Raw genomic sequence first — 22,158 nt, 5'->3', positions numbered from 1 at the left:
GTACGAATGCCGTTACAGTAAAATTACCTATACATAAAATGAGAGGAGGAGTTTACTTAAAAACAAATTTGGCAGGTGAGAAACATGTCGAAACGAATTCCTGCGCGCCCCGCAAAGAGATCAAAGACAAGGCTATATCCGTTCATGATCAGAAACGCAGAGAAACCTAAGGTGTCAGTCATCATTCCTGCCATGAACGAAAGGAAGACCATTGCAGCCGTAATCTACCAAGCTTTTCAGGTGCACCCACAGACGGAGGTAATCGTTGTTGCGAACGGTTCCACAGACGGTACGGCTGAAATTGCACAGAGGGTCGGTGCGAAAGTCATCCGCTTACCGCATGCACTTGGGCAGGACGTAGGGCGAAGTGTCGGTGCTGGAGAGGCCAAGGGAGACATTTTGCTGTTTACCGATGCTGACATCGTTATTAAGACAAGGGATTTCATACCGTTGACAAAAGCGGTAGAAAATGGCGTGGATGTGGCCTTAAATAAGTATTTGGGACCGACCGGCAAGACGCATGTTCATAGTGTTGTACTTGCCAAGCATGCGTTAAATATATTGGTCTCGAATCCCGGGTTGAAAGGCGCCTCCTTAACCACGATCCCGCATGCAATGAGCCGCCGTGCGAGGGATATGATTGGTACCGACAATTTAGCTGTTCCTCCAAAGGCTCAGGCCATAGCTATATATAAAGGCCTAAACGTACGCGGTGTCCATGAGGTCGATGTAGGGAAGAGCAACCCAAGAAGAGGAAGAACCAAAGGAAATGATCCTCTTGAGGGACTAATTGTTGGTGATCATTTGGAGGCGATAGATTGGTTTATCTCACAGTCTGGTGTACGGGGCAATCGGTCAGATCTGACACGTAACAGAGAGAGCGTGTGGTGACCTTATGGCAAACAGAAAACGGAGACGAATAGCGAAGGGCTTCTCAAATTCTTTTAGAAGAAAATCTAAACTACCGAGAAAATCAATCAGAAAGAAAAAGCGGAACTACGATCATGAAACTGAATTTCGTCAAATCTCAAGTAAGCAATTAATTACAGAAAGGGTCTCGAACTATTGGAAGGAAAGAGCTTATATAGCGGGTAATCAGGCAGCAACCGCAGAAGAGAGCTTACGCTCGGTTGAAAAGGAGATGAGTCCTTATCAACAAGTAAATAAGAGCTGGAATCGCTGGTATCAGTCTGTAAAACCATTGCCGTGGTCGGTTTACTACGCTACCGCTGCTAAATTTGCGGAAGGATATTGTAAACATTCAAAATTGTATTTCGGTAATCGTATATTGCTTCCGACAGATAAAACGGTAGCTGCGATCGTCATGGTCATGAATGAAAAAGATACGATTCTTCAAGTGATTGAACAGCTGCATCGGATGACACTGCATGAAATTATTTTTGTTGTGAACGGATCGACGGATGAGAGCTTTGAAATGATCCGAAATCAATCGAATGCAGTAATCGTTCATTACCAACAAGCTTTGGGTCACGATGTTGGCAGAGCGATAGGGGCAAAGTTGGCCGATTCTGATATTTTACTATTTCTGGACGGTGATTTTCCGGTGCTGGCAGAGCATCTCGTACCTTTCATTGATGCCATTGAAAGAGGAATGGATATTGCATTAAACAATATCTCTCCTTACATTGGATTATTCTCCGGTCGAGATTACGTGACAACAGTCAAGGAATTTATAAACCGGTCGATGTCTAGGGAGGATCTCGAAGCGAATTCGCTAACTGCGGTCCCACATGCAATGAAGAAGGAAGCAGCACGTATAATTGGGTACAGTAACTTGGCGGTTCCTCCGAAAGCGCAGGTCATTGCTATGGAGAAGGGATTGTCCATAAACGCACCCGCCAGTGTGGATGTGATTACAAGAAATCGACTTAGAACGCGAAATATTGGTCCCTATAATGCCGTTTCTGACATGATCATAGGAGACCATATCGAAGCTTTAAAAACGGCAATCGATTTGAAAGGCTCAAGGTTATCGTTCCCGGACCAGATCAGACACCGCCAAATAACCAAGGTATGAAGGTGGATGGCATGAGAAAAACGAGTATTATTATCCCGACTTATAATGGAAGGGAATTTCTTAAGGATTGTATTTATTCCATTAAACAATATACAGAACAACCGTATGAAATCATAGTTGTCGATAACGGTTCAATCGATGGAACTGTCGATATATGCCGGCAGGAGGGAGTTACTTTTATTTCACTCGCAAATAATGTTGGCTTTCCCGCAGCGTGCAATAAAGGATTGAAAATCGCTACCGGTGATACACTCCTTCTTCTAAATAATGACGTTATCGTTTCACGGAATTGGCTGAAAAACATGCTGGATTGTCTATACAGTAATAAAGATATCGGCATTGTCGGGCCATTGACGAATTATGCAAGCGGCAAGCAGCAGATCGATATGCCGTATACCAATGTGGAGGAGATGGCACAACAACTGAATGAGCCGGATTCCCGAAAGTGGCTTAAGGTGGATCGCATAGTCGGTTTATGCTTCTTGTTTAAACGGGAGTTAATGGATCAAATTGGATTGCTGGATGAACGGTTTTCACCCGGCCATTTTGAAGACGATGATTACTGTTATCGGGCGAGGCAGGCAGGATATACGTTTAGAATCGCGGGTGATGTATTTATTTTTCATCATGGAAGTGCCAGCTTCGCCAAACAGGATGCAAGCAAGGTGAAAAGCCTTATCGAGTGTAATCGGCAAAAATTTATGGATAAATGGGGAATCGACCCGACGATCTACGTATAGGTCGATTTCTTTGCAGAGAGGGAGGGTTATATGAAGGGCGTCATATTGGCAGGAGGTACCGGCACCCGTCTTTACCCGCTGACAAAAATAATAAATAAACATTTGCTGCCTGTCGGAAAAATTCCAATGATTTGTCACGGGGTAGAGAAGCTGCGAAATGCGGGTATCGAAGAGATTCTATTGGTGATTGGCAAGCATTCTGCAGGTTTATACACTGAACTGTTGGGCGGTGGAAAGGAGTGGGGTGTTCGTCTCACCTATAAAATTCAGGAAGAGGCCGGAGGGATTGCCCAAGCGTTGTCACTCGCCGAACCTATTATGAAGCCGGATGAAAAATTCGTTGTACTACTCGGTGATAATTTGTTCGAGGATCCTCTAACAACCTACGTTCAATCCTTTCGTAGACAGGCAGAGGGTGCTCGGGTACTTTTGAAAAAAGTACATGATCCTAAGAGATACGGAGTTCCTATTCTGGAAGAAGATAAAATTTTAACGATTGAAGAAAAGCCTGAAGAGCCCAAATCCGATTTTTGTGTAACCGGCATTTATATGTATGATACCGCTGTTTTTGATAAGATTCGAACCATTAAACCTTCCGGTCGCGGCGAACTGGAGATCACCGATGTTAACAACGTATACGCATCCGAGGGACAACTTGCATATGACATCTTAGACGGATGGTGGACGGATGCAGGAACTTTCCAGTCCTTGCATCAAGCCAGCGACCGGCTCATGAAGTGAAAGAAATGTTAGAAAGAATGAATCCGGAGGCCTGACTGCATGCAAACAACAGAAGTGAATTTGTTACAGCAGGGAGCGTGGTTATCGGAGCAATCCGCGAAACAAAAAGGATATGAGGACGGTTTTGAGCAGGGACGGAGAGAGGGATACCGGATCGGATTCTCTGAAGCCGCTCTACGCACACTGCCGCAGGACAAAGTACCCGTCAGGGATCTCCATATTCTATATGTGACCGCGGGTATCGGTGTTCCGTATCCAGCACTGGACCAGGCGGTGATTGACGCTTTTAAGGATCTAGTCCGAAAGCTTACGGTTGCTAATCCTTCGGAAGACATAGTTGCTCTGGCCAAAAAAGCGGACCCCGATCTTGTGCTCGCTCTTAACGGAGTTGTCCTGGAAGCGGATACCGTCAAGGGGCTCAGACAAAGTGGGTTTAGAACGGCCGTCTGGTTTACCGACGATCCGTACTACACGGATTGGACGGTATCGATTGCGCCCCGATACGATTATATTTTTACGCTTGAATCAAGCTGCCTCTCCTTTTACCGAAAGTTAGGATGCCAGCATGTTTATCACCTTCCATTCGCGGTTAATCCGAAAGTATTTCATCCGAAACACGTACCTACTTCTTATCAATCCGACATCTGCTTTATTGGGACTGCATATTGGAACCGGGTAGAGGTAATCGATCGACTCGCCCCGTTTTTAAACAATAAAAAGGTAGTTATCTCCGGATGGTGGTGGGATCGGCTGCAAAGCTACTCCCTCCTTTCTGAAAAAATCAAGCTTGGCGATTGGATGACTCCTGAGGATACGGCTAGTTACTATAATGGAGCCAAAATTGTAATTAACCTTCACCGCGCAGCAGATGACGATACGATTAATGCCAATGGACGTAAGATTCCGGCTCTTTCCGTCAATCCGCGAACATTTGAAATCGCTGGCTGCTCCACACTTCAATTGTCCGATGTTCGTCCGGATCTAGGTCAGTTATATTCCACGAGAACTGAAATCGGAACCTATGGTTCTCATGATGAGCTGGTAGAAAAGATTGAATATTATTTGCAGCATGAAGAAGAACGGCAACAAATGGCCTTTAACAGTTTGATGAGAACGAGAAGGGATCATACCTACCATAAAAGATTGGCCTCCATGCTAGACATCATTTTTCCTTAACCGATAGTTAAAAATGGATGGGTATACCCGTTTCCTAATTGATTAAAAAGAATATATTGAGCGTAAGATGGGGTGATCACCATAAGGCAGCGCTTAGGAAAAATAAAGCATAAGCGAGTGAAGAGACGCATTCTTAAGCGAGAATTCACCAAGAAACGGAGGACATCCTCCAACAAGGTTTTCGTACCATCCGATTGTGATTGTGAACAGAAGTTGCTGGAGCAAGCGTCCGCTTCGTTTAACGAAGGTTACGATTCCGGTTATGACGAGGCATGGATGAGGGCAATGCAAACCGTGCCGGTGATGCAACCGGTGCCGGATAAAGTCGTACATGAAAGCTCCGACGATGAGTACAAAAAAGGGCTGTATGACGGAGGAGAGGGTATTGTGGACTCCATCCTCCCAGAACTCGAGATTCTCCCCGGAATTTCAGTTCGAAAAATTATCGAAGTTGGCATGAAGCACATGAGTTCGCACAATTATAGACTTCTCGGTGCCACGGAAGTTGCTGGGATGATTAGGAGTGCTCTGAAAAAGCGCTCATCCTTGTCTGTTATTCGCCTGGGAGATGGAGAATTGCTGACGCTGGCACAGGAAGTTGTGATGAGTGAAGAAGAGGTGCGGAAAGAAGGACATTTTTTAAATTATTCCGGTGTGAATTTGCCGGATCTTACGGCCCGGGATATGCTGACTGCGGCTATTAGAAAAGCAGATATTGTAGGAATTCCAAAATTGCGACTATCCAACTTTCAACCTCTTGCGTTTTCCGTATTGAAGGCTCATGGCATTGATTACCGAAACCTGAAATTGACTCTATCGACAATTAACTATGCATTGCATCTGGAAGGTTTTATTCGGGGGATCCTTGCGGGCTATCGTGTTCTAATTGTCGGAAACTCGGCTCATGGACTTTCGAAGGTGCTTGAAGAGGGCGGTATCCGCGTGACTGGTGTCGTTACCCCTGTAGATGGAATACGGGATATACCGAGAGTCATGGATGAAATATCGGCTGCCCGTGAGTTCGATATCGCACTCGTTGGAGCAGGCATTCCCGCTGTGATCATTGTTCAGCGTATTGCTTCTGAGTTAGGAAAAGTTGCACTTGACTTCGGACATCTGGCTGATTCATTAGCTCAAGGAGAGTCAGTCTTATGAACAGGGTGCATGACAATCAAGGGTACAACGATGGCTACCTTAAAGGATTTGATACTGGTTACGCGGACGGGTACAGGCGTGGAAAAACAGAGGGAGCCATCCGCAGTACAACTTACTTTGAAGGTACGAGCATCATCATTCCGACTTATAATCAGCTTCATTATTTGAAGGAGTGTATCGAAAGCATTCTCCGATATACCAATGAGCCATATGAATTGATTATTATCGACAATGCATCTGTGGACGGAACCGCAGAGTATCTTAAGTCGGCTCAAGGGGTCCGATTTCGGATCAACCAAGAAAATTTGGGGTTTGCAGGGGCAGTAAACGAGGGGCTTATGATGGCAAAGGGAACAACTTTGATGATCTTGAACAATGATTCTGTCGTTACCACGAACTGGCTGCCCAATTTACTTGCCTGTCTATTCAGTAATTCGCAGTTCGGAATTGTCGGACCTGTGACGAATTACATCAGTGGGGATCAATTAATCGATGTCAGTTACACGAATACAGAGGAGATGCAGCAGTTTTCTCAATTATACAATCAATCTGATGCTCGGCGCTGGTCCGTAACCAACCGATTAACAGGTTTTTGCATGCTGCTCCGGCGGAAAGATTTTATCCGATTAGGTTATTTTGATGAAGGTTTTGAAATCGGGAATTGTGAAGATGACGACTATGGACTGCGTGCCCGGCTTCTGGGGATGCAGCTTATCATCGCAAAAGATACATTTATCCATCATTACGGCAGTGTGAGCATGAAATCATTAAATTCCAGGTTTGATCAAGTATATGCTAACAATCTGAACTTTTACTCCAATAAATGGAGTGATCCTCATGGCATGCTGCTTCTTGATTGGCAGCGTAACATGGATAACTCAAACCTTCAAACCATTGATTCGTACCCAACCTGTGTGATCGTGCAAGGAGCTGGTTCGAGAACTTATTGGATAGAGAAGGGGAGCCGTTATCCGATTGATGGCACAAGCGGAGTTCAGGCCGTTCGGGTATCTCAGGTCGATCTCCGCAATTGGCAACTTGGTGGAACCATCTCTGTGGAGGAAGTGAATCGTCGCATGAAGGCAGTATATGATTCATTCCATGACGGCAGAGATATAGAAGGCAGGCTAGTGAAAGTGCGGGACGGCAGTGTCTTTCAGTGTAAAGGGAATAAGCTGCATCGATTTCTTAATCGACATACATTAGTTGTTTGGCATCTTGACTTCTATGAACCGTTGTTAGTGAATCCTCATGAACTTCGGGATTACGAGGAGGGGGCACCAGTTATCCCGCCTCCGGTGATTAAGGCAGATAACATTTAAATGAGCAGAGGGTGAAATCCATGAGAAGAGGTATAAAAAGCCGTAATGTGAAGTTTAGATCGAAAAGAAGAGTGTTAAAAGGAAGGAGATTGACCGGAAGAAGGAGGGCGGTATCTGGAAGAAAACTGAATATAGTCACACCTGAGCATCAAACGGTTGACTACAATCAATCCTATGACAAGGGGTTTGATGAAGCTTACAATGAAGGATTTAACGTTGGCTATACGGAGGGTATGGACGCCGGCCATCAAGAAGCTTATAAAGGAGAATGATAAGATGGCTCTGAGAAAAAAACAGAGGAGCAGAACACGCCGTATGAAACAGAAACGCCCCCCTGTTACCCTAAACGCTTATCAAAAAGGACGTATCGACGGTTTTCAAAAAGGAAGAGAAGAGGGCTTCCTGCATGGGCGAACTGCAGCCCAAGTCGTTTCTAATAACGCAGTGACGGTTATCGAATCGGACCTCCCCAAAATAGATGTTCTCGTGATCGCAGCCGGATTGATTCCTTCCCTTGAGATTGGGGTTCTCCAACCTTTTAACGCATTGAAAAAACACGAGAATTTACAATATGACATGAAGTTAGAACATGAAGTGAGTAGAGAAATGATAGCCGCTGCTGACACAATCGTGTTTGTCCGCAATGTCGAACCTTCGGCCTATACGTTATTAGAGTTGGCCCATCAACTCAGGAAGCGAACCGTATATGTAATCGATGACAATTTTCTGGAAATTCAACCGACAACTCCCGTCGGACAATACTATTGCGATCCGGTCCGGAGAGAGACGTTTATCAAGTTTTTAAGAAACGCGAAGACCATTAAAGTAGATTCTCCGGATCTTGGCACCTATATTCAGGAAAGATTCAATAAGAATGTTATATATTTTCCGGGCAGTGTTGATTTTGACTGGCTCGATCAACAGCGCAGGGTGGACCGGGAGCGGGAACAAATTGTAATCGGCTATGCTGGGGGCGAAAAAGAGGAGGATTTTGCTCCCGTCATACCGGCGCTGAACAAGATTCTCGACTACTATGGGGGATTTGTGAGGCTGGAGTTTTTCGGTTACCTTCCTCCGTCCTTCGTCAATCATCCAAGCGTTGAATATGAAGGGGGAGGTATGGAATACAAGGATTTCATGAAGGAACTGAATCGGTGTAATTGGGATATCGGGATAGCCCCACTTGACAATAACTCCTTTAACAAGGGGAAAACGAACAATAAATTCCGTGAATATGGCGCTTGCCAGATTCCAGGAATTTATTCAAAGTCCCCCGCTTATGCTCCTTGGGTCACCCAGGGTGAAACAGGCTATCTTGTTGAACATACTGAGAAGGCTTGGTATGACGGGATCAAGGCTATGATTGAAGATCCGCCGATGAGGCAGCGTATCAAGGAAAATGCGGGGATGGCGGTTAGACAGCATTTTTCACTCCATACATGTCTGGATAACTGGAAGAAATTCATTTTAAAAATATAAATTAGGGGGTGGTGAGAGGGATGGGAAGAAGAGGAGATATGAACGTACTCATCATCGGATCGGAAAAAATCGCTTCCTACAAAATAGGCATTGAGCAGCCGCTCCGGCATCTTGAACAAAGCGGAGTATGCCGGTTTGAAGTCAGATCTGACGATGAGGTGGACAAATCAAGACTAGGTGCAGCGGATATCGTCATCTTCTTTCGCACGGTTCAGCCAGAAGCGTATAAACATCTTGAAATGGCCCGTGAAATGGGAAAAAAAACAGTGTATGCCATCGACGATCATTTCTTAGCCATGCCCCCTGCTTCGGATATGGGGAGATATTATCATGAATCGTCGCGAAGAAAGACGTATGTTAAGTTTCTTAAAAACGCTCAAACCGTAAAAGTCGCCTCACGTTTTTTTGCCAATCATCTCGACACGCATTTTAAACCGAATAAACTTGTATATTTTCCAGGAAGTGTTGATTTTTCGATCTTATCCGGATTGAAAAAGAACAGAAAAGCAGAGGGGAAAATTGTTATTGGTTATGAAGGTGGGAGAAAACCGGTGGCCTTCGAACCTGTAATTAAGGCACTTGATGAGGTCATCAGGAAGTATGGGGATAAAGTAAGAATTGAGTTTTGTGGATACGCTCCGGAAGAACTTAAAGATAAACCACAGGTGTCCACAGAACCTTATGATGAAAATTATAAACATTTTCTGAAACGTCTTTACCGTTCAAGCTGGGATATTGGATTGGCTCCGCTTGAGCGAACACTTCTGCACGATTGTAAGAGTAATAATAAATTCCGTGAATATTCAGCTTGCCGAATTCCGGGCATCTTCACTTCCTCTCCTGCTTACGAAGAATGGGTTCAGGGTAAAGAAAGTGGTCTGATTGTCTCGGAAACAAGCGAAGATTGGTATAAGGCTATAGTCGAGCTAATCGAACAACCGGAACTGCGGAAAAACATTGCAGATCATGTGGAAAAAGTAGCTCGGGAAAATTTCTCAGTGGAAGCTTGTGCCGAGCGGTGGCGCTCACAAATTTTAATGTCGGATTAACTGGAGATAACGAAAGGAGAGGTTTACTTGGATCATAAACTGATACCCGTTCTTCAACCAAGCATCGGACAAGAGGAAATCGACGCGGTAACAGAAGTTTTACGTTCCGGATGGCTTGGGCTTGGACCTAAAACCGAACAATTTGAACAAGAGTTCGCGAAGTTTGTTGGCAGCCGTTTTGCGGTGGCACTCAATTCCGGCACGGCTGCTCTCCATTTGGCAATGGACATTTTGGGAATTGGACCCGGTGATGAGGTTATCGTACCTTCGATTACATTCATATCCACGGTTCACGCTGTTAGTTATGTTGGTGCGACTCCGGTTTTTGCGGATATCGACAGATCTACAATGAATATATCTCCAGCTGATATCGAACGAAAAATTACGGATAGGACCAAAGCTATTATTGTCGTTCATATGGGGGGACACCCTTGCGACATGGACGCAATACATGAGTTAGCACAATCGAAGGGAATCAAGGTCGTGGAAGATGCTGCGCATGCCTGCGGAGCGGAATATAAAGGGAAACGAATCGGATCGATAAGCGATATTACTTGTTTCAGCTTCCACGCCGTCAAAAATTTGACGAGTGGTGAAGGGGGAGCTATCACCTGCAATACAGAGTGGATGAACCGAAAACTACGCGAGATGAGATGGGTTGGTATTTCACGTGATACATGGATACGGTCATCCAATGAAAAAGTGTATGCTTGGCAGTATTTCGTTGATAAGGTTGGATACAAATATCATATGAACGATATGCAGGCAGCCATTGGGCTGGTTCAACTGGGCAAGCTGGATCAGCTAAACGGAAGACGCAGGGAAATAGCAGAACGTTATCAGTCGGAGTTGAAAGATTTGGAGTGGATCGAGCTTCCTCAGGAACAAACGGATACGAAAAGCGCATGGCATTTGTTCCAAATTAAATTCAAGGACGAATCCTTGAGAGATCGTATGATTACTCATCTGCAAGAGCATAACATCGCTACAGGTGTTCATTATTATCCATGTCATCTTCATCCCGTCTATCTCCATTTAAAAGCGGTCGTTCCGCTTTCCTCTGAAATCTGGAAAAGTATTCTTACCCTTCCTATTCATCCGAATGTAACAGAAGAAGACCAAGATCGGATCATAAGCCGCATCAGGGAGTTTAAACCATGAAAAAACTGATGGTATTAGGTGCAGGCATCTCCCAGCTTCCATTAATCCAAACAGCAAAAAGGATGGGATTGTACGTCATTGTTCTAAGTAGGCAGGGAGACTATCCAGGGTTTGCTTGGGCTGACAAAGTTTATTATGAGGATACAACAAATACAGATAAAGTAGCAGAAATCGCCCGACTTGAAGGAATCGACGGAGTATGTACGACAGGTACGGATGTGGCTGTAAAGTCGATTGGTAAGGTAGTTGAAGAAATCGGGGTCAGCGGATTGAATTACGAGTCTGCCCAGCTATCGTCAAATAAATGGAAAATGAAACAGGCTTTTATGGACCACGGCGTGAGAACCGCCAAATTTGTAAAAGTCAAAAATAAAGAGGAGGCCCATGCTGCTTTCGAAGTGCTGTCACCGCCTCTCATTTTCAAAGCTGTTGATAGTGGAGGAAGTAAGGGAATTGTGAAGGTAACGAATACAGAACAAGTGGATGAAGCATACGAAAAAGTGAGAAGAGATACAAACCTCGATTTTTTTATCGTTGAAGAGTTTATTGAAGGAACCGAGTTTGGAGCACAAGCTTTTGTGTATAATAACGAGATTCAATTTATTATGCCGCACGGCGATCTTATGTTTTATGGAGACACTGGTGTGCCTATCGGCCATTATGTACCTTATGAGTTATCAGATGGCGTGGAACAAGATATTTTCTCTCAGTTAAAGCAAAGCATTCTGGCACTGCAGCTAAATAATTGCGCGATTAATGCGGATTTTATTTTAAATAACGGTAAGGTATTTGTCCTTGAAATTGGAGGTAGAGCGGGAGCAACTTGTTTACCAGAACTCGTGTCTACTTTTTATGGATTCGATTATTATGAACAGATGGTTAGGGCTGCTCTCCATATGAAACCTAGTTTTTCTATCGAGTCTTTTCAACCCTGTGCTTGTGAACTCTTGATTTCCGACAAGGAGGGTGAAATTACTGGACTTGTGAATGGGAACGCCAGTCATGAAGATATTATTCAAATATCTTTTGATTATAATATAGGTGACAAAATAAACAAATTCCGAGTGGGTACGGATCGGATCGGGCAAATTATCGTCAAAGGCGGCCGCTTAGATGAGGTTATGAATCGATTGAATGAAGTTAAAGGAAATATAGACGTACAATTAAAGTGATGATAAACAATGGATATCCCGATCCTCTCAATGATGATCGGGATTTTTTTACAGATGATACATGACTAACTGCATCGGAGGAAAATAATGAAGATTATAGATACAAAGCTGAATGGAGCGAAATTAATTGAACCGACGGTTCATCTCGACCATCGTGGATTTTTTTTAGAGAGTTACAACGAACAAACACTCAAGCAATCCGGTATTAGTTATAACTTTATTCAGGATAACCACTCCTTGTCCTGCGAAGCTGGAGTCCTTAGAGGGCTTCATTATCAGTTGGCTCCTGAAGGGCAAACGAAACTGGTTCGCGTGACGACAGGTGCGATCTTTGATGTCATTGTTGATATTCGAAAACGTTCGCCTACTTTCGGTCAATGGGAAGGCTTTGTTCTGTCTGCATCCAATTACCGGCAACTGCTTGTTCCTCAAGGGTTTGCCCATGGTTTTTGCACTCTTGTGCCCGATTGTGAAGTTCTATATAAGGTCGATGGTTATTATTCTGCTGAACATGATCGCGGAATTGCTTGGAATGATCCAGATTTGAACATCGAATGGCCCGTTTATAAACCTATTCTTTCAGATAAGGATTCGAAGCATCCGCCTTTAGTGGCGGCAGAAATCAATTTTGACTACAAAGGGTGAGGGTATGAAAGTTATTGTAACCGGAGGCGCGGGATTTATAGGCAGTAACTTTATTCGCTATACGCTGACTCAATATCCACAGGATGAAATGATTAATGTGGATTTATTAACGTATGCTGGGAATCTGTATAATCTGGCAGATATTTTACCACATCCGAAGTACCGATTTGTGAAGGCGGATATTGCTGATCGGGCATCATTAGAGCCTCTCTTCAAGGAGGGGATTGATGCTGTGGTCAATTTTTCGGCTGAATCGCATGTTGACCGGAGTATTGTACAGCCCGAATTGTTTGTCAAAACCAATGTGTTAGGAACTCAGACACTTCTGGATTTATCTAAAGAGTATGGCGTCCGAAAATTTGTTCAGGTATCAACAGATGAAGTATATGGGACACTGGGAGACACTGGTTTATTCACCGAAGATACACCTCTTCAGCCTAACAGCCCCTATTCTGCAAGTAAAGCTGGCGCAGATTTACTCGTGCGTGCCTATTATGAAACGTTTGGTTTGCCGGTTAATATTACCCGTTGTTCGAACAATTATGGTCCTTATCAATTTCCGGAGAAACTCATTCCCCTTATGATATACAATGCAATGCAAAACAAACCGCTTCCGGTTTACGGCAATGGGATGAATATTCGTGACTGGTTGTATGTAGAAGATCATTGCCGAGCGATTGATCTGGTTTTACGCAAGGGGAAGGATGGACAGATATATAATATTGGCGGACATAATGAAAGAAATAATCTGCAGGTTATCCGTACCATATTGGAAGTGCTGAACAAGCCTGAATCATTGATTTGTCATGTCGCTGATCGTCTGGGCCATGATCGTAGATACGCCATTAATGCGGACAAAATTCGGAATGAACTTGGTTGGAATCCGAAATACAATTACGAAAGCGGTATTCGAAACACAATTCGATGGTATCAGGATAACGTTACATGGTTGGACCAAGTGATTTCAGGTAATTATGCGAACCATGTGGATAAGGAATACAAGAAACAAGTGGGGGATAGTGGATAAGTGAGGCCCAATGCCAAAACCTTTCAGCATACGTTTTCTAACGGAGGTCATCCTATACGGTGTCAGTACACACCTATTATAGAGATGGAGGATGAATCATGATCAAATCCAAAGCCCTCAGCTTAACACTGTCGGCCGCAATGATCGTCAGCATTGCCGGGCTAGCGGGGTGCGGAACCCCTGCTGGGAACACAACACGTACTAATAACATTACCACGAAAAATACTGGACGTACTGGCGTTAACATGTTGGGAACCAACAACTTGAGAACCCACAACTACAATGCCAATGCTACGCAGCATGATCTAACGAATCTGAAATACAGTCCAGAGCTGTCAAGGAAAGTCTCCAAAGTCAAAGGTGTGCATGATGCGCATGTATTTGTTGCCAATAATAAGGCTTATGTGGCACTGTCAACGAACACTCAACACAGAACTGACGGCAATATGACTGGCATGAGTACGGGAAGAACGGGTCCGATGTCAACATACGGGACAACTAGAGGTCGTACCGACGGTGCTTATGGTACCACAGGAACAGGCAGTGCGGGTTTGTTGCGTGGATTGACCAATCCATTGAGAACACATCCTTCTGGGACGAATCCATCGGTGATGCATCCATCAGGAACGAATCCATCCGCGGTGCATCCATCGGGAACAAATCCACCGGGAACACTTGATAACAACACAGGACTGGGCCGTAGTACCGGATACGGTAATTTTGGCGTAAGAGGCTTTAATACAATGGGGACTAACCGTACAGGCCTGATGGGAACACATCGTACAGATGGCACAACTGGGCGATACGGTATGATGAGCGGTACGGACGGTCACGCAAATGTAACTAACGAGAATATTCCTCAGGATATCCGTCACGCTGTAGAGAGCAAAGTTCGTAGCGCGGATCCTGCTTGTAATCAGGTATATGTATCCTCAGATTCTGATTTCTATAACCATTCGGCCGGTTATGGTGGAAAGAATGTAACAGGAGGCAACATTGTTAACAATGCGGCTAGAACAACGGGTGATATTACACGTAATGTAGGAGCCTACATCAACCGTCTTTTCCCTTTGAGTACTGGTGTGCATGACGGCACTATGCACCGTGACGGCGTAAACTACCGTGATGATGGTATGTATAACCGGGCTAACCGATAATATCAGTTATTCTTGGGATCTTGATGCAAAAAGCTCTTGCCATTGCCGGCAAGAGCTTTTTGATTTTTCCGTGCAGGAATATTAACTTCTTAATATTTACGATTACCTTGTACCCACACTCCATTGATATCCAAGTCGGAATTTAACAGGAGCACATCAGCTTGATAGCCCTCTTTAAAGGAGCCGGTACGGTGGTCGATACCGAGCCGTTTGGCCGGATTCAAGCTGGCAATTTCGGATGCACGTTCCATGCTGAGTCCAATTTCGCGGATCAGGAAGTGGAAGCCTTTGATCATCGTCAGTGTGCTGCCTGCAAGGCTATCACGGTTGCCCTTCAGTGTAGCTACACCATCTTTTACAATGACCGGAAGATCACCCAAGGTATATTCTCCGTTAGGCATTCCAGTAGCAGACATCGCGTCCGTGATGAGAATCAGGTTCTGTCCTTGCTTCATCCGTTCCAAAATGCGCACACCTGCCGGATGAACGTGAATGCCGTCTGCTATGATTTCAGCACTGAGACGATCGTCACTGAGCATAGCTCCGGCAGTGCCCGGGTTGCGGTGATGTAGACCTGTCATGGCGTTAAAGGTATGCACACCATGGCTTAACCCGGCATCAATAGCTTTTAACACCTCGTCATAAGAAGCATCCGTATGACCAAGAGCAGCCACAATACTATGGTTCTTGAGCCAGGTTATCGCTTCTAGCGCACCTTCGCGTTCAGGGGCGAGCGTAACTTGCTTTACAAGACCCGGGTAAGCTTGCTCCCATTCCTCTAGCCAGTCAATGTTGGCTGTGACGATATGCTCGGGGTTTTGAGCACCCGGCCATTTAGGGCTGATAAACGGACCTTCCAGGTGAACTCCTTCCAGACGAGTATAAGGCATTCCTTGCTGGCGGTATTCATTTACTTCTTTAAGAACGGAGTCGATCGATTTCTTCGGTGCTGTCATGGTTGTGGCCAGCATAGCTGTTGTGCCCTGTGAACAGTGATAGGAAGTAATCGTATCCAGTACTTCCTTATCTGAATCCATGAAATCTTCACCATTACCGCCGTGAACATGAATATCGATAAAACCGGGAATTATATATCCATCGGATTCCCGGATTATAGTTGCGTCAGATTGATCGAGATCAGCAGGGAGAGCTGAGACTTCACCCGCAAATACGATATGTTCGCCGCGCATAGCGAGCACGCCGTTTTCCTGCAAGCCCTCAGGAGTTAATGCTTTACCATACAACAGTGTCAACTTGGTTTCGGCTGCACTGCTCATTTGAAAAATTTCCCTGCGCCTTGATCCAGCAGCACAATTACATTCGGATGGCATTGAAGCAAGGATGCCGGACACTCTGTAGTAATCGGTCCTGTTAATGCACGTTGTGCGATTTCTGCCTTGTCTTCACCACGAATCAGCAGCATGATCTGACGGGCTTTCATAATCGATCCAACACCCATTGTAACGGAATGAGTTGGTACATCGTCGATCGATGGAAAGAATCGCGCGTTGGCTTTACGTGTCTTCTCCTGCAGCGGGGCAACATGCGTACCGCTGGTAAGGACATCTCCCGGCTCGTTGAAGCCGATATGGCCGTTGTGGCCAATACCAAGCAGCTGAAGATCGATCGGACCATTTTGTTCCATCATCTGGTCGTACGAACGACATTCCTCTTCAAGGTCAGCTGCATTTCCGTTAGGCACATGCGTCTGTGCGATGTTGATATCTACATGGTTAAATAACTTCTCGTTCATGAACGTACGGTAGCTTTCCGGATGGTTCTCGGGCAGTCCTACGTATTCATCCAGATTGTAAGTTGTTGCTCCGGCGAAGCTTACGAGACCTTGACGATGCAACTCAATAAGTTTGGCATATAGTGGTACGGGAGTACTTCCAGTAGCTAGACCTAGTTTGGCGTAGGGATTGGTATTCAACAGGCTGGTGATTTGATTGGCTGCGGTTTGTACGAAGCCCTCTTCATTTTCGAAAATGTAGATGTTCACTGATTATTGACCTCCTCGGCTTTTGCGGTAATTTTGTACATTATGATATGACTGCTCCAGACGGGGAACATAGGTGGAGAAGTCCCGGCTGGCCATTCCCATAAACAAAATATCGATGATATGAAGCTGAGCGATGCGTGAAGCCATGTCCCCGCGTCGCATACCTTCCTCCAGGGAAGATGAATACAGCGCAATATCGGATAAGGACGACAGAACGCTGCTTCTATACGAGGTAATACTAATCGTAAAAGCGCCGGCATTCTTGGCGCAGGACAGAGCATCGATCGTTTCTGGTGTTTCACCTGAATATGAAATAGCGATGGCCGTGTCGTTAGACGTCAGGGTTGACGCTGAGGTGATCTGCATATGCGAATCAGCAAATGCGGTGCAGTTCTTTCCAATCCGGATCAGCTTCTGGTAAAAGTCCTGAGCGACAATAGATGAGGTGGCAATACCGTACAGATCAATACGCTTAGACCGGCACAGTACGTCAACCACGCGTTCTAGCTGCCCTAAATCCAGCAGCGAGGTCGTATCCTGAATCGAAGTCATATGGTTCGCTTCAATCGCCTGTACGATGTCAGCCAGCGGGTTTCCAGCCACGATATCCTGATATCTTGTATTGCCTGAACGTGATGTCATTTCGGCATGAGCCATTTCTGCGGCGAGTTTGACCTTGAAATCAGGATACCCTTTACAATCAAAATGCTTGCAAAATCGGGTTACGGTTGCGGCACTCACATCGCACTGGTCTGCCAGGTCCTTGATGCCCATATGAACGATTTCTGAAGGGCCATCCATTATAAACTCGGCAAGCCGCCGCTCCTGCCGGGGCAGGCGATCTTTTTCCACGGCGATAATATGCAGGATTGGTGCCATCACAGGCCTCCTTTAATAGTGGAATCAAGTGATTGAACTGGAAAATGTTGTCGTGAAAATTATTTTGTTATTATCCCACTAAATAAGAAAATTATTTTTATATCTTCATCATAGATGATGGATTTGAAGGAATCAAGGATAAAAAACCTCTTGTCCAGAATTTTAGCCCAATTTGTATTACACTCCGCACCTTCACTCCTGTTCTAACATACTATGAGTTGACTGTATCCCTTAACCTTGTTAGACCACACATACCCGGGCAAGGAGGGGTGACACCATTGAAGGGGAATGACCATAGTAGCAAGTTTTTGTTAACCCACCGTGAACGTGAAGTGTTTGAATTACTGGTACAGGACAAAACCACTCGCGACATCGCCGGGCAGTTGTTCATTAGCGAGAAAACGGTGCGTAACCACATCTCCAATGTTATGCAAAAATTGAACGTCAAGGGCCGTTCGCAAGCCGTTGTAGAATTGATTAAACTAGGAGAGCTAAAGATATAACGTCCTTGCAACTCGACCCTGCACGACGAGAGTCTTCTTTAACCGCTATGCGGGGAAAAGAAGGCTTTTTTGTGTGGAGGAAATCTTTATCGGGAAAAACATTTATGGTGGAGAATTAGCAATCGGGTAAAGTAGTATAAGCGATATTTAACCAGAAAGGATATTAGCCGTCATCCAGATAAGTGATCCCGAATAATGTGGGGAAGGAGGTGGATTAATGAAACACAAATTCATCAGTAGCAAAATGAAAAAAGGGAAGCCCTTGCTAAATGATCACGTCCTGTCCCGTCACGTTCCGAAAACCCAGTGGTATCATGATGCCACTCTTACCAGGATGCTCAGGGCCTTCCCTGTATTATATATCAAACCCGATAAAGGTACTGCGGGAACGGGGATAATCCGGGTCAAGAGGCTCAATAGTTCCAAAAGCTTGATTTCGTTCAAAGCCACGTCTAAAATGTGCCCCAATACAAGAATCGTATCCGAAGTAGTAAAGAGAATGCGTCGTAATAAAAAGTATATTATCCAGCAGGGGATCGCACTGGCAACCTATCGAAAAAAACCTTTTGATCTGCGGATTGTTCTCCAGAAACCCTCCGACCGGTGGTTGCTTACCTGGATGAGCGCCAAGGTTGCACCAAGGTCCAATTCCATCGTCACTAATGTGGCAAAAGGAGCCCGGGATGCGAGAATAAAGGAAATCCTTCGAGGAGCCGACCAACCGCTAAAAGTATCCAGGGTCCTAAAGAAGTTAAGCGGAGTCTCCTACAAAGTCGCACGTAAATTGGGCTCTTATTTCCCTCTTCGAATCGTCGGATTGGATATGGGCATCGATAAGAAAGGAAAGGTATGGTTTATCGAGGCTAACACTAAACCGAACTTTCACGGATTGAGGAAGTTTGATCCCGTCCAATACCGAAGGTATCTTCATGCAAAGAAGCTAATAGAAGCAAGGAGCAAAAAATGAGCAATTCCCCAACACTACGGAGGTTTGTGGCAGTAATATTAATATTGGCATAAGACAAGAACATTAGCTCATTAGAAGTCGTGTATATCACGGCTTCTTTTTGATTTAGGGGACTCCTTTATTCCGTCGTACTTGTAATGGTATATTGGTAGGGGAGGGGATAAGAGATGAAGCTGATTATACTTTTTGTCATCATTGTAGCCATCATCCTACTGGTTCTGAAGTATTCATTATTATCCAGGAGGCAGCACAGTAATGTGGTCTCATTACATAAGAAGAAAAAACAAAGGAATGCCGGGGGGCAGGTCTGTAGCCGATGCAAAAAGGTGCAGCCTATAACGTTCTATTCCAATGATGTAGGAATCGTTAGGGGATTGTGCAAAGAATGCAAACGGACGGCAGAGAAGCATGAGGAGCTTTATCCGGTATGAAGCAAAAAAGCAACCAGAAATCCGAAATAACGGATAATCTGGTTGCCTTTTTAATATTTTTATACCCAGCCCATGGCCCGAACGACCTGAGCCACGATGAAGGTCACACCAATGGCAATGGCAGTTGGAATCGCAAAGGAGAGAAATGTCCACTTCTTGCTCTTGGTCTCCTTGTAGATGTTGACGAGGGTCGTTCCGCAAGGGTAGTGAAGAAGCGAAAATAGCATCATGTTCAGTGCCGTAAGCCACGTCCAGCCTTGATCCAGGAAAATTTGCTTCAGCGCAAACATATCCTCAACTTCGGTCAACGAACCTGTAGCCAAGTAACCCATGAGCAGAATGGGCAGAACGATCTCGTTGGCTGGCAGTCCGATGATGAAAGCCAATAGGATGAATCCGTCTAGCCCGAGCGCCTGGGCGAACGGGTCCAGGAAGCCGACAAAATGCAGCAGAATGCTGGTGTCACCAATATTGATATTGGCCAGGATCCAGGTCAAGACGCCTGCAGGCGCCGCTACGATGACGGCTCTCCGGAGAACATACACTGTTTTGTCCAATGTAGACCGAAGGATCGTGTTCAAGATTTTAGGTTTCCGGTATGGCGGAAGCTCCAGTGTGTAGTGAGAAGGCACACCCTTTAATGCGGTTTTGGATAGCACCCACGATACAGTTAACGTGACAACAACACCGATCAGAACCATTCCCATGACAACAGAAGCCGTAACAAGAGTCTGGGTTCCACCGGAAAATCCAGCGGCCATAAACAGAGAAGAAAGAAGTATCAGTGTCGGCCAGCGTCCGTTGCACGGAACGAAGTTATTGGTCAGAATCGCCAGCATCCGTTCCCGGGGAGATTCAATAATCCGAGTAGACATGATGGCCGCGGCGTTGCAGCCGAATCCCATCGCCATCGTCAGGGACTGCTTGCCGTGGGCGCCGCTCTTCTTAAATAACCGGTCCAGGTTGAAGGCGACTCTTGGCAAATATCCGTAGTTTTCAAGAAGGGCAAACGCCGGGAAGAAGATCGCCATCGGAGGCAGCATGACGCTCACCACCCATGCGGTACCCCTAAAAAGTCCGAGAATGAGCACACCGTGGAGCCATGCAGGCGCATTTACAGCCTCGAAACCGAGCGTCAAATACCCTTCCACCCATCCGAAAAAGCTAGCAAGCATAGAGGATGGCACGTTAGCTCCCGCAATTGTCAGATAGAACAAAATGCCGAGCAGTCCGAGCATAATGGGGAAGCCCCACACTTTGGAGGTGAAGATACGGTCCAGCCGCTCTGAACGATACAGGCGGTCTTTGTCAGTCACCGTAACAGCTTCATTACAAAGTTCCCTGGATTTTTTGAACAAATCCCCGACAATCGTCTCACGGACATCATCAATTTGGTCAGTAGGAATGGTGGCTGTTAGAGCTTCTAATCGCTTTAGCTGCTCCATGCTGTACACCTCCTTTTTCTTGAGCGGAGATTCTGTCTTGCAGTGTAGCAATCAGTTTCTTATCGCCGTCCAGAAATCGAATCGCTAGCCAACGGGTTGGAAAGTCACTCCCAACGATGTCTGTGATTTCGCTCTCTAATCTGGCGATATTACTTTCAAGCTGTTCGTTGTATTTCATTCGGTAAGGAGTCGTTTGGATTTCGCCCGAGCACATTCTGAGTAAATGGTCTGACAATACATCTAATCCTTCGTTGTTTCTTGCTGAGATAGGGATAACCGGGACACCGAGTTTTTTGGAAAGCTTCCCGACATGGATCTTAATCCCTTTTTTCTTCGCTTCATCCATCAGATTTAAACAAATGATCACGCGATCGGTCATCTCAAGCACCTGAAGGGCCAGATTGAGACTTCTTTCCAGTGCGGTGGAATCAAGAACGAGCAGCGTGACATCAGGTTTCTCAAATACGATAAAATCACGTGCTACTTCTTCATCCGAGGAGTTGGAGAATAAGGAATAAGTTCCGGGCAGATCCACAAACTCGAACCGGGCGTCTTTATATTCATAATAACCGCTTGCGAGGCTAACGGTTTTTCCGGACCAGTTACCGGTATGCTGCTTTAGCCCTGTCAGAGCATTAAACAGCGTACTTTTTCCGGTGTTGGGATTTCCTGCTAGAGCAATGGTAAAAGATCTCATGATATCACCTCACCATATATCAACTGGCTTTCCTCTTTCCGTAATGCAATGACTGTGCCTGCCACTCTATATGAGATGGGATCTCCCATAGGGCTTGCTCTGAGCACTTCGATGACAGAATCCTGTACGAATCCAAGATCCAGAAGCCGCCGTTTAAGTTCACCCTGGATAGCCACCTTTTTCACCAGAAACCGCTGTCCGAGCGCAGCTTGGTGTAGATTTTGATATTTTTTTGTCTCGTCCATAAAGTTTAACCTCTTCCTATTTAATTGGTCCGAGCTCATATTGTTTCCTGAATGCAACTTTAGGTTTATATTATGCTCATTCCGACATAATGTCAACGGAAAGCCCCATACTTTTTCATTTAAAAAG

Annotated in this window: 24 protein-coding genes; 18 read left to right on the top strand and 6 right to left on the bottom strand. The window is 45.3% G+C overall.

Features of this window, described 5'->3' with window-relative positions:
• The first annotated feature begins 84 nt into the window (after window positions 1-84).
• From AC2TF5_RS21385 to AC2TF5_RS21315, 15 genes are all read left to right on the top strand, one after another.
• Entirely contained in the window at window positions 85-891 is an 807-nt protein-coding gene (locus AC2TF5_RS21385) for a glycosyltransferase family 2 protein (protein ID WP_491299138.1), read from the top strand.
• Between the two features lie 4 nt (window positions 892-895).
• A complete protein-coding gene (locus tag AC2TF5_RS21380; RefSeq protein WP_491299137.1) occupies window positions 896-2,038 on the top strand; it encodes a glycosyltransferase family 2 protein in 1,143 nt (380 codons plus the stop codon).
• An 11-nt stretch (window positions 2,039-2,049) separates the two neighbouring features.
• Window positions 2,050-2,778 carry a glycosyltransferase family 2 protein gene (locus AC2TF5_RS21375; protein ID WP_491299136.1) on the top strand — a complete coding sequence of 243 codons (729 nt, stop codon included), beginning with the start codon at window positions 2,050-2,052 and terminating at the stop codon, window positions 2,776-2,778.
• Window positions 2,779-2,808: 30 nt separating this feature from the next.
• Window positions 2,809-3,519, top strand: a complete 711-nt coding sequence (locus AC2TF5_RS21370; protein ID WP_491299135.1) for a sugar phosphate nucleotidyltransferase — start codon at window positions 2,809-2,811, stop codon at window positions 3,517-3,519.
• A gap of 39 nt (window positions 3,520-3,558) precedes the next feature.
• Complete coding sequence (locus tag AC2TF5_RS21365; RefSeq protein ID WP_491299134.1) at window positions 3,559-4,695, top strand: CgeB family protein; 1,137 nt, start codon at window positions 3,559-3,561, stop codon at window positions 4,693-4,695.
• Window positions 4,696-4,812: 117 nt separating this feature from the next.
• On the top strand, window positions 4,813-5,850 hold the full coding sequence (locus AC2TF5_RS21360) for a GT-D fold domain-containing protein (RefSeq protein ID WP_491299133.1): 1,038 nt from the start codon (window positions 4,813-4,815) through the stop codon (window positions 5,848-5,850).
• The gene (locus tag AC2TF5_RS21355; protein WP_491299132.1) at window positions 5,847-7,172 is read left to right on the top strand and encodes a glycosyltransferase family 2 protein; all 1,326 of its coding nucleotides are present in this window, start codon (window positions 5,847-5,849) and stop codon (window positions 7,170-7,172) included. Before AC2TF5_RS21360 ends, AC2TF5_RS21355 begins: the two co-directional genes overlap by 4 nt.
• A gap of 20 nt (window positions 7,173-7,192) precedes the next feature.
• Window positions 7,193-7,444 (top strand): hypothetical protein, encoded by a 252-nt coding sequence (locus AC2TF5_RS21350; protein WP_491299131.1) that lies wholly within the window; start codon window positions 7,193-7,195, stop codon window positions 7,442-7,444.
• A gap of 43 nt (window positions 7,445-7,487) precedes the next feature.
• Window positions 7,488-8,651, top strand: a complete 1,164-nt coding sequence (locus tag AC2TF5_RS21345) for a glycosyltransferase family protein (protein ID WP_491299130.1) — start codon at window positions 7,488-7,490, stop codon at window positions 8,649-8,651.
• Window positions 8,652-8,671: 20 nt separating this feature from the next.
• A complete protein-coding gene (locus tag AC2TF5_RS21340) occupies window positions 8,672-9,700 on the top strand; it encodes a glycosyltransferase family protein (protein ID WP_491299129.1) in 1,029 nt (342 codons plus the stop codon).
• Between the two features lie 27 nt (window positions 9,701-9,727).
• Complete coding sequence (locus tag AC2TF5_RS21335; protein WP_491299128.1) at window positions 9,728-10,861, top strand: DegT/DnrJ/EryC1/StrS family aminotransferase; 1,134 nt, start codon at window positions 9,728-9,730, stop codon at window positions 10,859-10,861.
• Window positions 10,858-12,033 carry an ATP-grasp domain-containing protein gene (locus AC2TF5_RS21330; protein WP_491299127.1) on the top strand — a complete coding sequence of 392 codons (1,176 nt, stop codon included), beginning with the start codon at window positions 10,858-10,860 and terminating at the stop codon, window positions 12,031-12,033. The genes AC2TF5_RS21335 and AC2TF5_RS21330 overlap by 4 nt, the downstream gene beginning before the upstream one ends.
• Before the next feature lie 87 nt (window positions 12,034-12,120).
• Complete coding sequence (gene rfbC / locus AC2TF5_RS21325; RefSeq protein ID WP_491299126.1) at window positions 12,121-12,678, top strand: dTDP-4-dehydrorhamnose 3,5-epimerase; 558 nt, start codon at window positions 12,121-12,123, stop codon at window positions 12,676-12,678.
• 4 nt (window positions 12,679-12,682) lie between these two features.
• Entirely contained in the window at window positions 12,683-13,705 is a 1,023-nt protein-coding gene (gene rfbB / locus AC2TF5_RS21320) for a dTDP-glucose 4,6-dehydratase (RefSeq protein ID WP_491299125.1), read from the top strand.
• Between the two features lie 98 nt (window positions 13,706-13,803).
• Window positions 13,804-14,862, top strand: coding sequence for a YhcN/YlaJ family sporulation lipoprotein (locus tag AC2TF5_RS21315; protein ID WP_491299124.1), 1,059 nt, complete (start codon window positions 13,804-13,806; stop codon window positions 14,860-14,862).
• Between the two features lie 89 nt (window positions 14,863-14,951).
• On the opposite strand, the gene nagA is transcribed toward AC2TF5_RS21315, so the two are convergent.
• The 3 genes from nagA to AC2TF5_RS21300 are packed head-to-tail and all read right to left on the bottom strand — an operon-like array spanning window position 14,952 to window position 17,743.
• A complete protein-coding gene (gene nagA, locus AC2TF5_RS21310; RefSeq protein ID WP_491299123.1) occupies window positions 14,952-16,139 on the bottom strand; it encodes an N-acetylglucosamine-6-phosphate deacetylase in 1,188 nt (395 codons plus the stop codon).
• Window positions 16,136-16,864, bottom strand: a complete 729-nt coding sequence (gene nagB, locus AC2TF5_RS21305; protein ID WP_491299122.1) for a glucosamine-6-phosphate deaminase — start codon at window positions 16,862-16,864, stop codon at window positions 16,136-16,138. The genes nagA and nagB overlap by 4 nt, the downstream gene beginning before the upstream one ends.
• Window positions 16,865-16,867: 3 nt before the next feature.
• Window positions 16,868-17,743 carry a MurR/RpiR family transcriptional regulator gene (locus AC2TF5_RS21300; protein ID WP_491299121.1) on the bottom strand — a complete coding sequence of 292 codons (876 nt, stop codon included), beginning with the start codon at window positions 17,741-17,743 and terminating at the stop codon, window positions 16,868-16,870.
• Between the two features lie 278 nt (window positions 17,744-18,021).
• Between AC2TF5_RS21300 and AC2TF5_RS21295 the strand changes: the two genes are divergently transcribed.
• From AC2TF5_RS21295 to AC2TF5_RS21285, 3 genes are all read left to right on the top strand, one after another.
• The gene (locus tag AC2TF5_RS21295; RefSeq protein ID WP_208915358.1) at window positions 18,022-18,246 is read left to right on the top strand and encodes a helix-turn-helix domain-containing protein; all 225 of its coding nucleotides are present in this window, start codon (window positions 18,022-18,024) and stop codon (window positions 18,244-18,246) included.
• A 217-nt stretch (window positions 18,247-18,463) separates the two neighbouring features.
• A complete protein-coding gene (locus tag AC2TF5_RS21290; RefSeq protein WP_491299120.1) occupies window positions 18,464-19,213 on the top strand; it encodes a YheC/YheD family protein in 750 nt (249 codons plus the stop codon).
• Between the two features lie 167 nt (window positions 19,214-19,380).
• Window positions 19,381-19,644 carry a hypothetical protein gene (locus AC2TF5_RS21285; protein ID WP_491299119.1) on the top strand — a complete coding sequence of 88 codons (264 nt, stop codon included), beginning with the start codon at window positions 19,381-19,383 and terminating at the stop codon, window positions 19,642-19,644.
• A gap of 59 nt (window positions 19,645-19,703) precedes the next feature.
• Here the strand turns inward: AC2TF5_RS21285 and AC2TF5_RS21280 are convergent, their stop codons facing one another.
• The 3 genes from AC2TF5_RS21280 to AC2TF5_RS21270 are packed head-to-tail and all read right to left on the bottom strand — an operon-like array spanning window position 19,704 to window position 22,031.
• Window positions 19,704-21,089, bottom strand: a complete 1,386-nt coding sequence (locus AC2TF5_RS21280; RefSeq protein WP_491299118.1) for a nucleoside recognition domain-containing protein — start codon at window positions 21,087-21,089, stop codon at window positions 19,704-19,706.
• The gene (locus AC2TF5_RS21275; protein WP_491299117.1) at window positions 21,040-21,786 is read right to left on the bottom strand and encodes a FeoB small GTPase domain-containing protein; all 747 of its coding nucleotides are present in this window, start codon (window positions 21,784-21,786) and stop codon (window positions 21,040-21,042) included. Before AC2TF5_RS21275 ends, AC2TF5_RS21280 begins: the two co-directional genes overlap by 50 nt.
• Window positions 21,783-22,031: a FeoA family protein gene (locus AC2TF5_RS21270; protein WP_491299116.1), complete on the bottom strand. Its 249-nt coding sequence runs from the start codon at window positions 22,029-22,031 to the stop codon at window positions 21,783-21,785. Before AC2TF5_RS21270 ends, AC2TF5_RS21275 begins: the two co-directional genes overlap by 4 nt.
• Window positions 22,032-22,158 lie beyond the last annotated feature (127 nt).

It is taken from the genome of Paenibacillus sp. JNUCC 34, assembly GCF_058269055.1.
This window is presented reverse-complemented; position numbering and strand designations above follow the sequence as displayed.

Coding starts and splice junctions, on each gene's coding strand:
- AC2TF5_RS21275 (WP_491299117.1), bottom strand. CDS start 21,786: ATGAGATCTTTTACCATTGCTCTAGCAGGAAATCCCAACACCGGAAAA.
- AC2TF5_RS21380 (WP_491299137.1), top strand. CDS start 896: ATGGCAAACAGAAAACGGAGACGAATAGCGAAGGGCTTCTCAAATTCT.
- AC2TF5_RS21300 (WP_491299121.1), bottom strand. CDS start 17,743: ATGGCACCAATCCTGCATATTATCGCCGTGGAAAAAGATCGCCTGCCC.
- AC2TF5_RS21290 (WP_491299120.1), top strand. CDS start 18,464: ATGAAACACAAATTCATCAGTAGCAAAATGAAAAAAGGGAAGCCCTTG.
- AC2TF5_RS21350 (WP_491299131.1), top strand. CDS start 7,193: ATGAGAAGAGGTATAAAAAGCCGTAATGTGAAGTTTAGATCGAAAAGA.
- rfbB (WP_491299125.1), top strand. CDS start 12,683: ATGAAAGTTATTGTAACCGGAGGCGCGGGATTTATAGGCAGTAACTTT.
- AC2TF5_RS21355 (WP_491299132.1), top strand. CDS start 5,847: ATGAACAGGGTGCATGACAATCAAGGGTACAACGATGGCTACCTTAAA.
- AC2TF5_RS21280 (WP_491299118.1), bottom strand. CDS start 21,089: ATGGAGCAGCTAAAGCGATTAGAAGCTCTAACAGCCACCATTCCTACT.
- AC2TF5_RS21370 (WP_491299135.1), top strand. CDS start 2,809: ATGAAGGGCGTCATATTGGCAGGAGGTACCGGCACCCGTCTTTACCCG.
- AC2TF5_RS21375 (WP_491299136.1), top strand. CDS start 2,050: ATGAGAAAAACGAGTATTATTATCCCGACTTATAATGGAAGGGAATTT.
- AC2TF5_RS21285 (WP_491299119.1), top strand. CDS start 19,381: ATGAAGCTGATTATACTTTTTGTCATCATTGTAGCCATCATCCTACTG.
- AC2TF5_RS21345 (WP_491299130.1), top strand. CDS start 7,488: ATGAAACAGAAACGCCCCCCTGTTACCCTAAACGCTTATCAAAAAGGA.
- AC2TF5_RS21315 (WP_491299124.1), top strand. CDS start 13,804: ATGATCAAATCCAAAGCCCTCAGCTTAACACTGTCGGCCGCAATGATC.
- AC2TF5_RS21340 (WP_491299129.1), top strand. CDS start 8,672: ATGGGAAGAAGAGGAGATATGAACGTACTCATCATCGGATCGGAAAAA.
- AC2TF5_RS21385 (WP_491299138.1), top strand. CDS start 85: ATGTCGAAACGAATTCCTGCGCGCCCCGCAAAGAGATCAAAGACAAGG.
- rfbC (WP_491299126.1), top strand. CDS start 12,121: ATGAAGATTATAGATACAAAGCTGAATGGAGCGAAATTAATTGAACCG.
- AC2TF5_RS21330 (WP_491299127.1), top strand. CDS start 10,858: ATGAAAAAACTGATGGTATTAGGTGCAGGCATCTCCCAGCTTCCATTA.
- nagA (WP_491299123.1), bottom strand. CDS start 16,139: ATGAGCAGTGCAGCCGAAACCAAGTTGACACTGTTGTATGGTAAAGCA.
- AC2TF5_RS21365 (WP_491299134.1), top strand. CDS start 3,559: ATGCAAACAACAGAAGTGAATTTGTTACAGCAGGGAGCGTGGTTATCG.
- AC2TF5_RS21270 (WP_491299116.1), bottom strand. CDS start 22,031: ATGGACGAGACAAAAAAATATCAAAATCTACACCAAGCTGCGCTCGGA.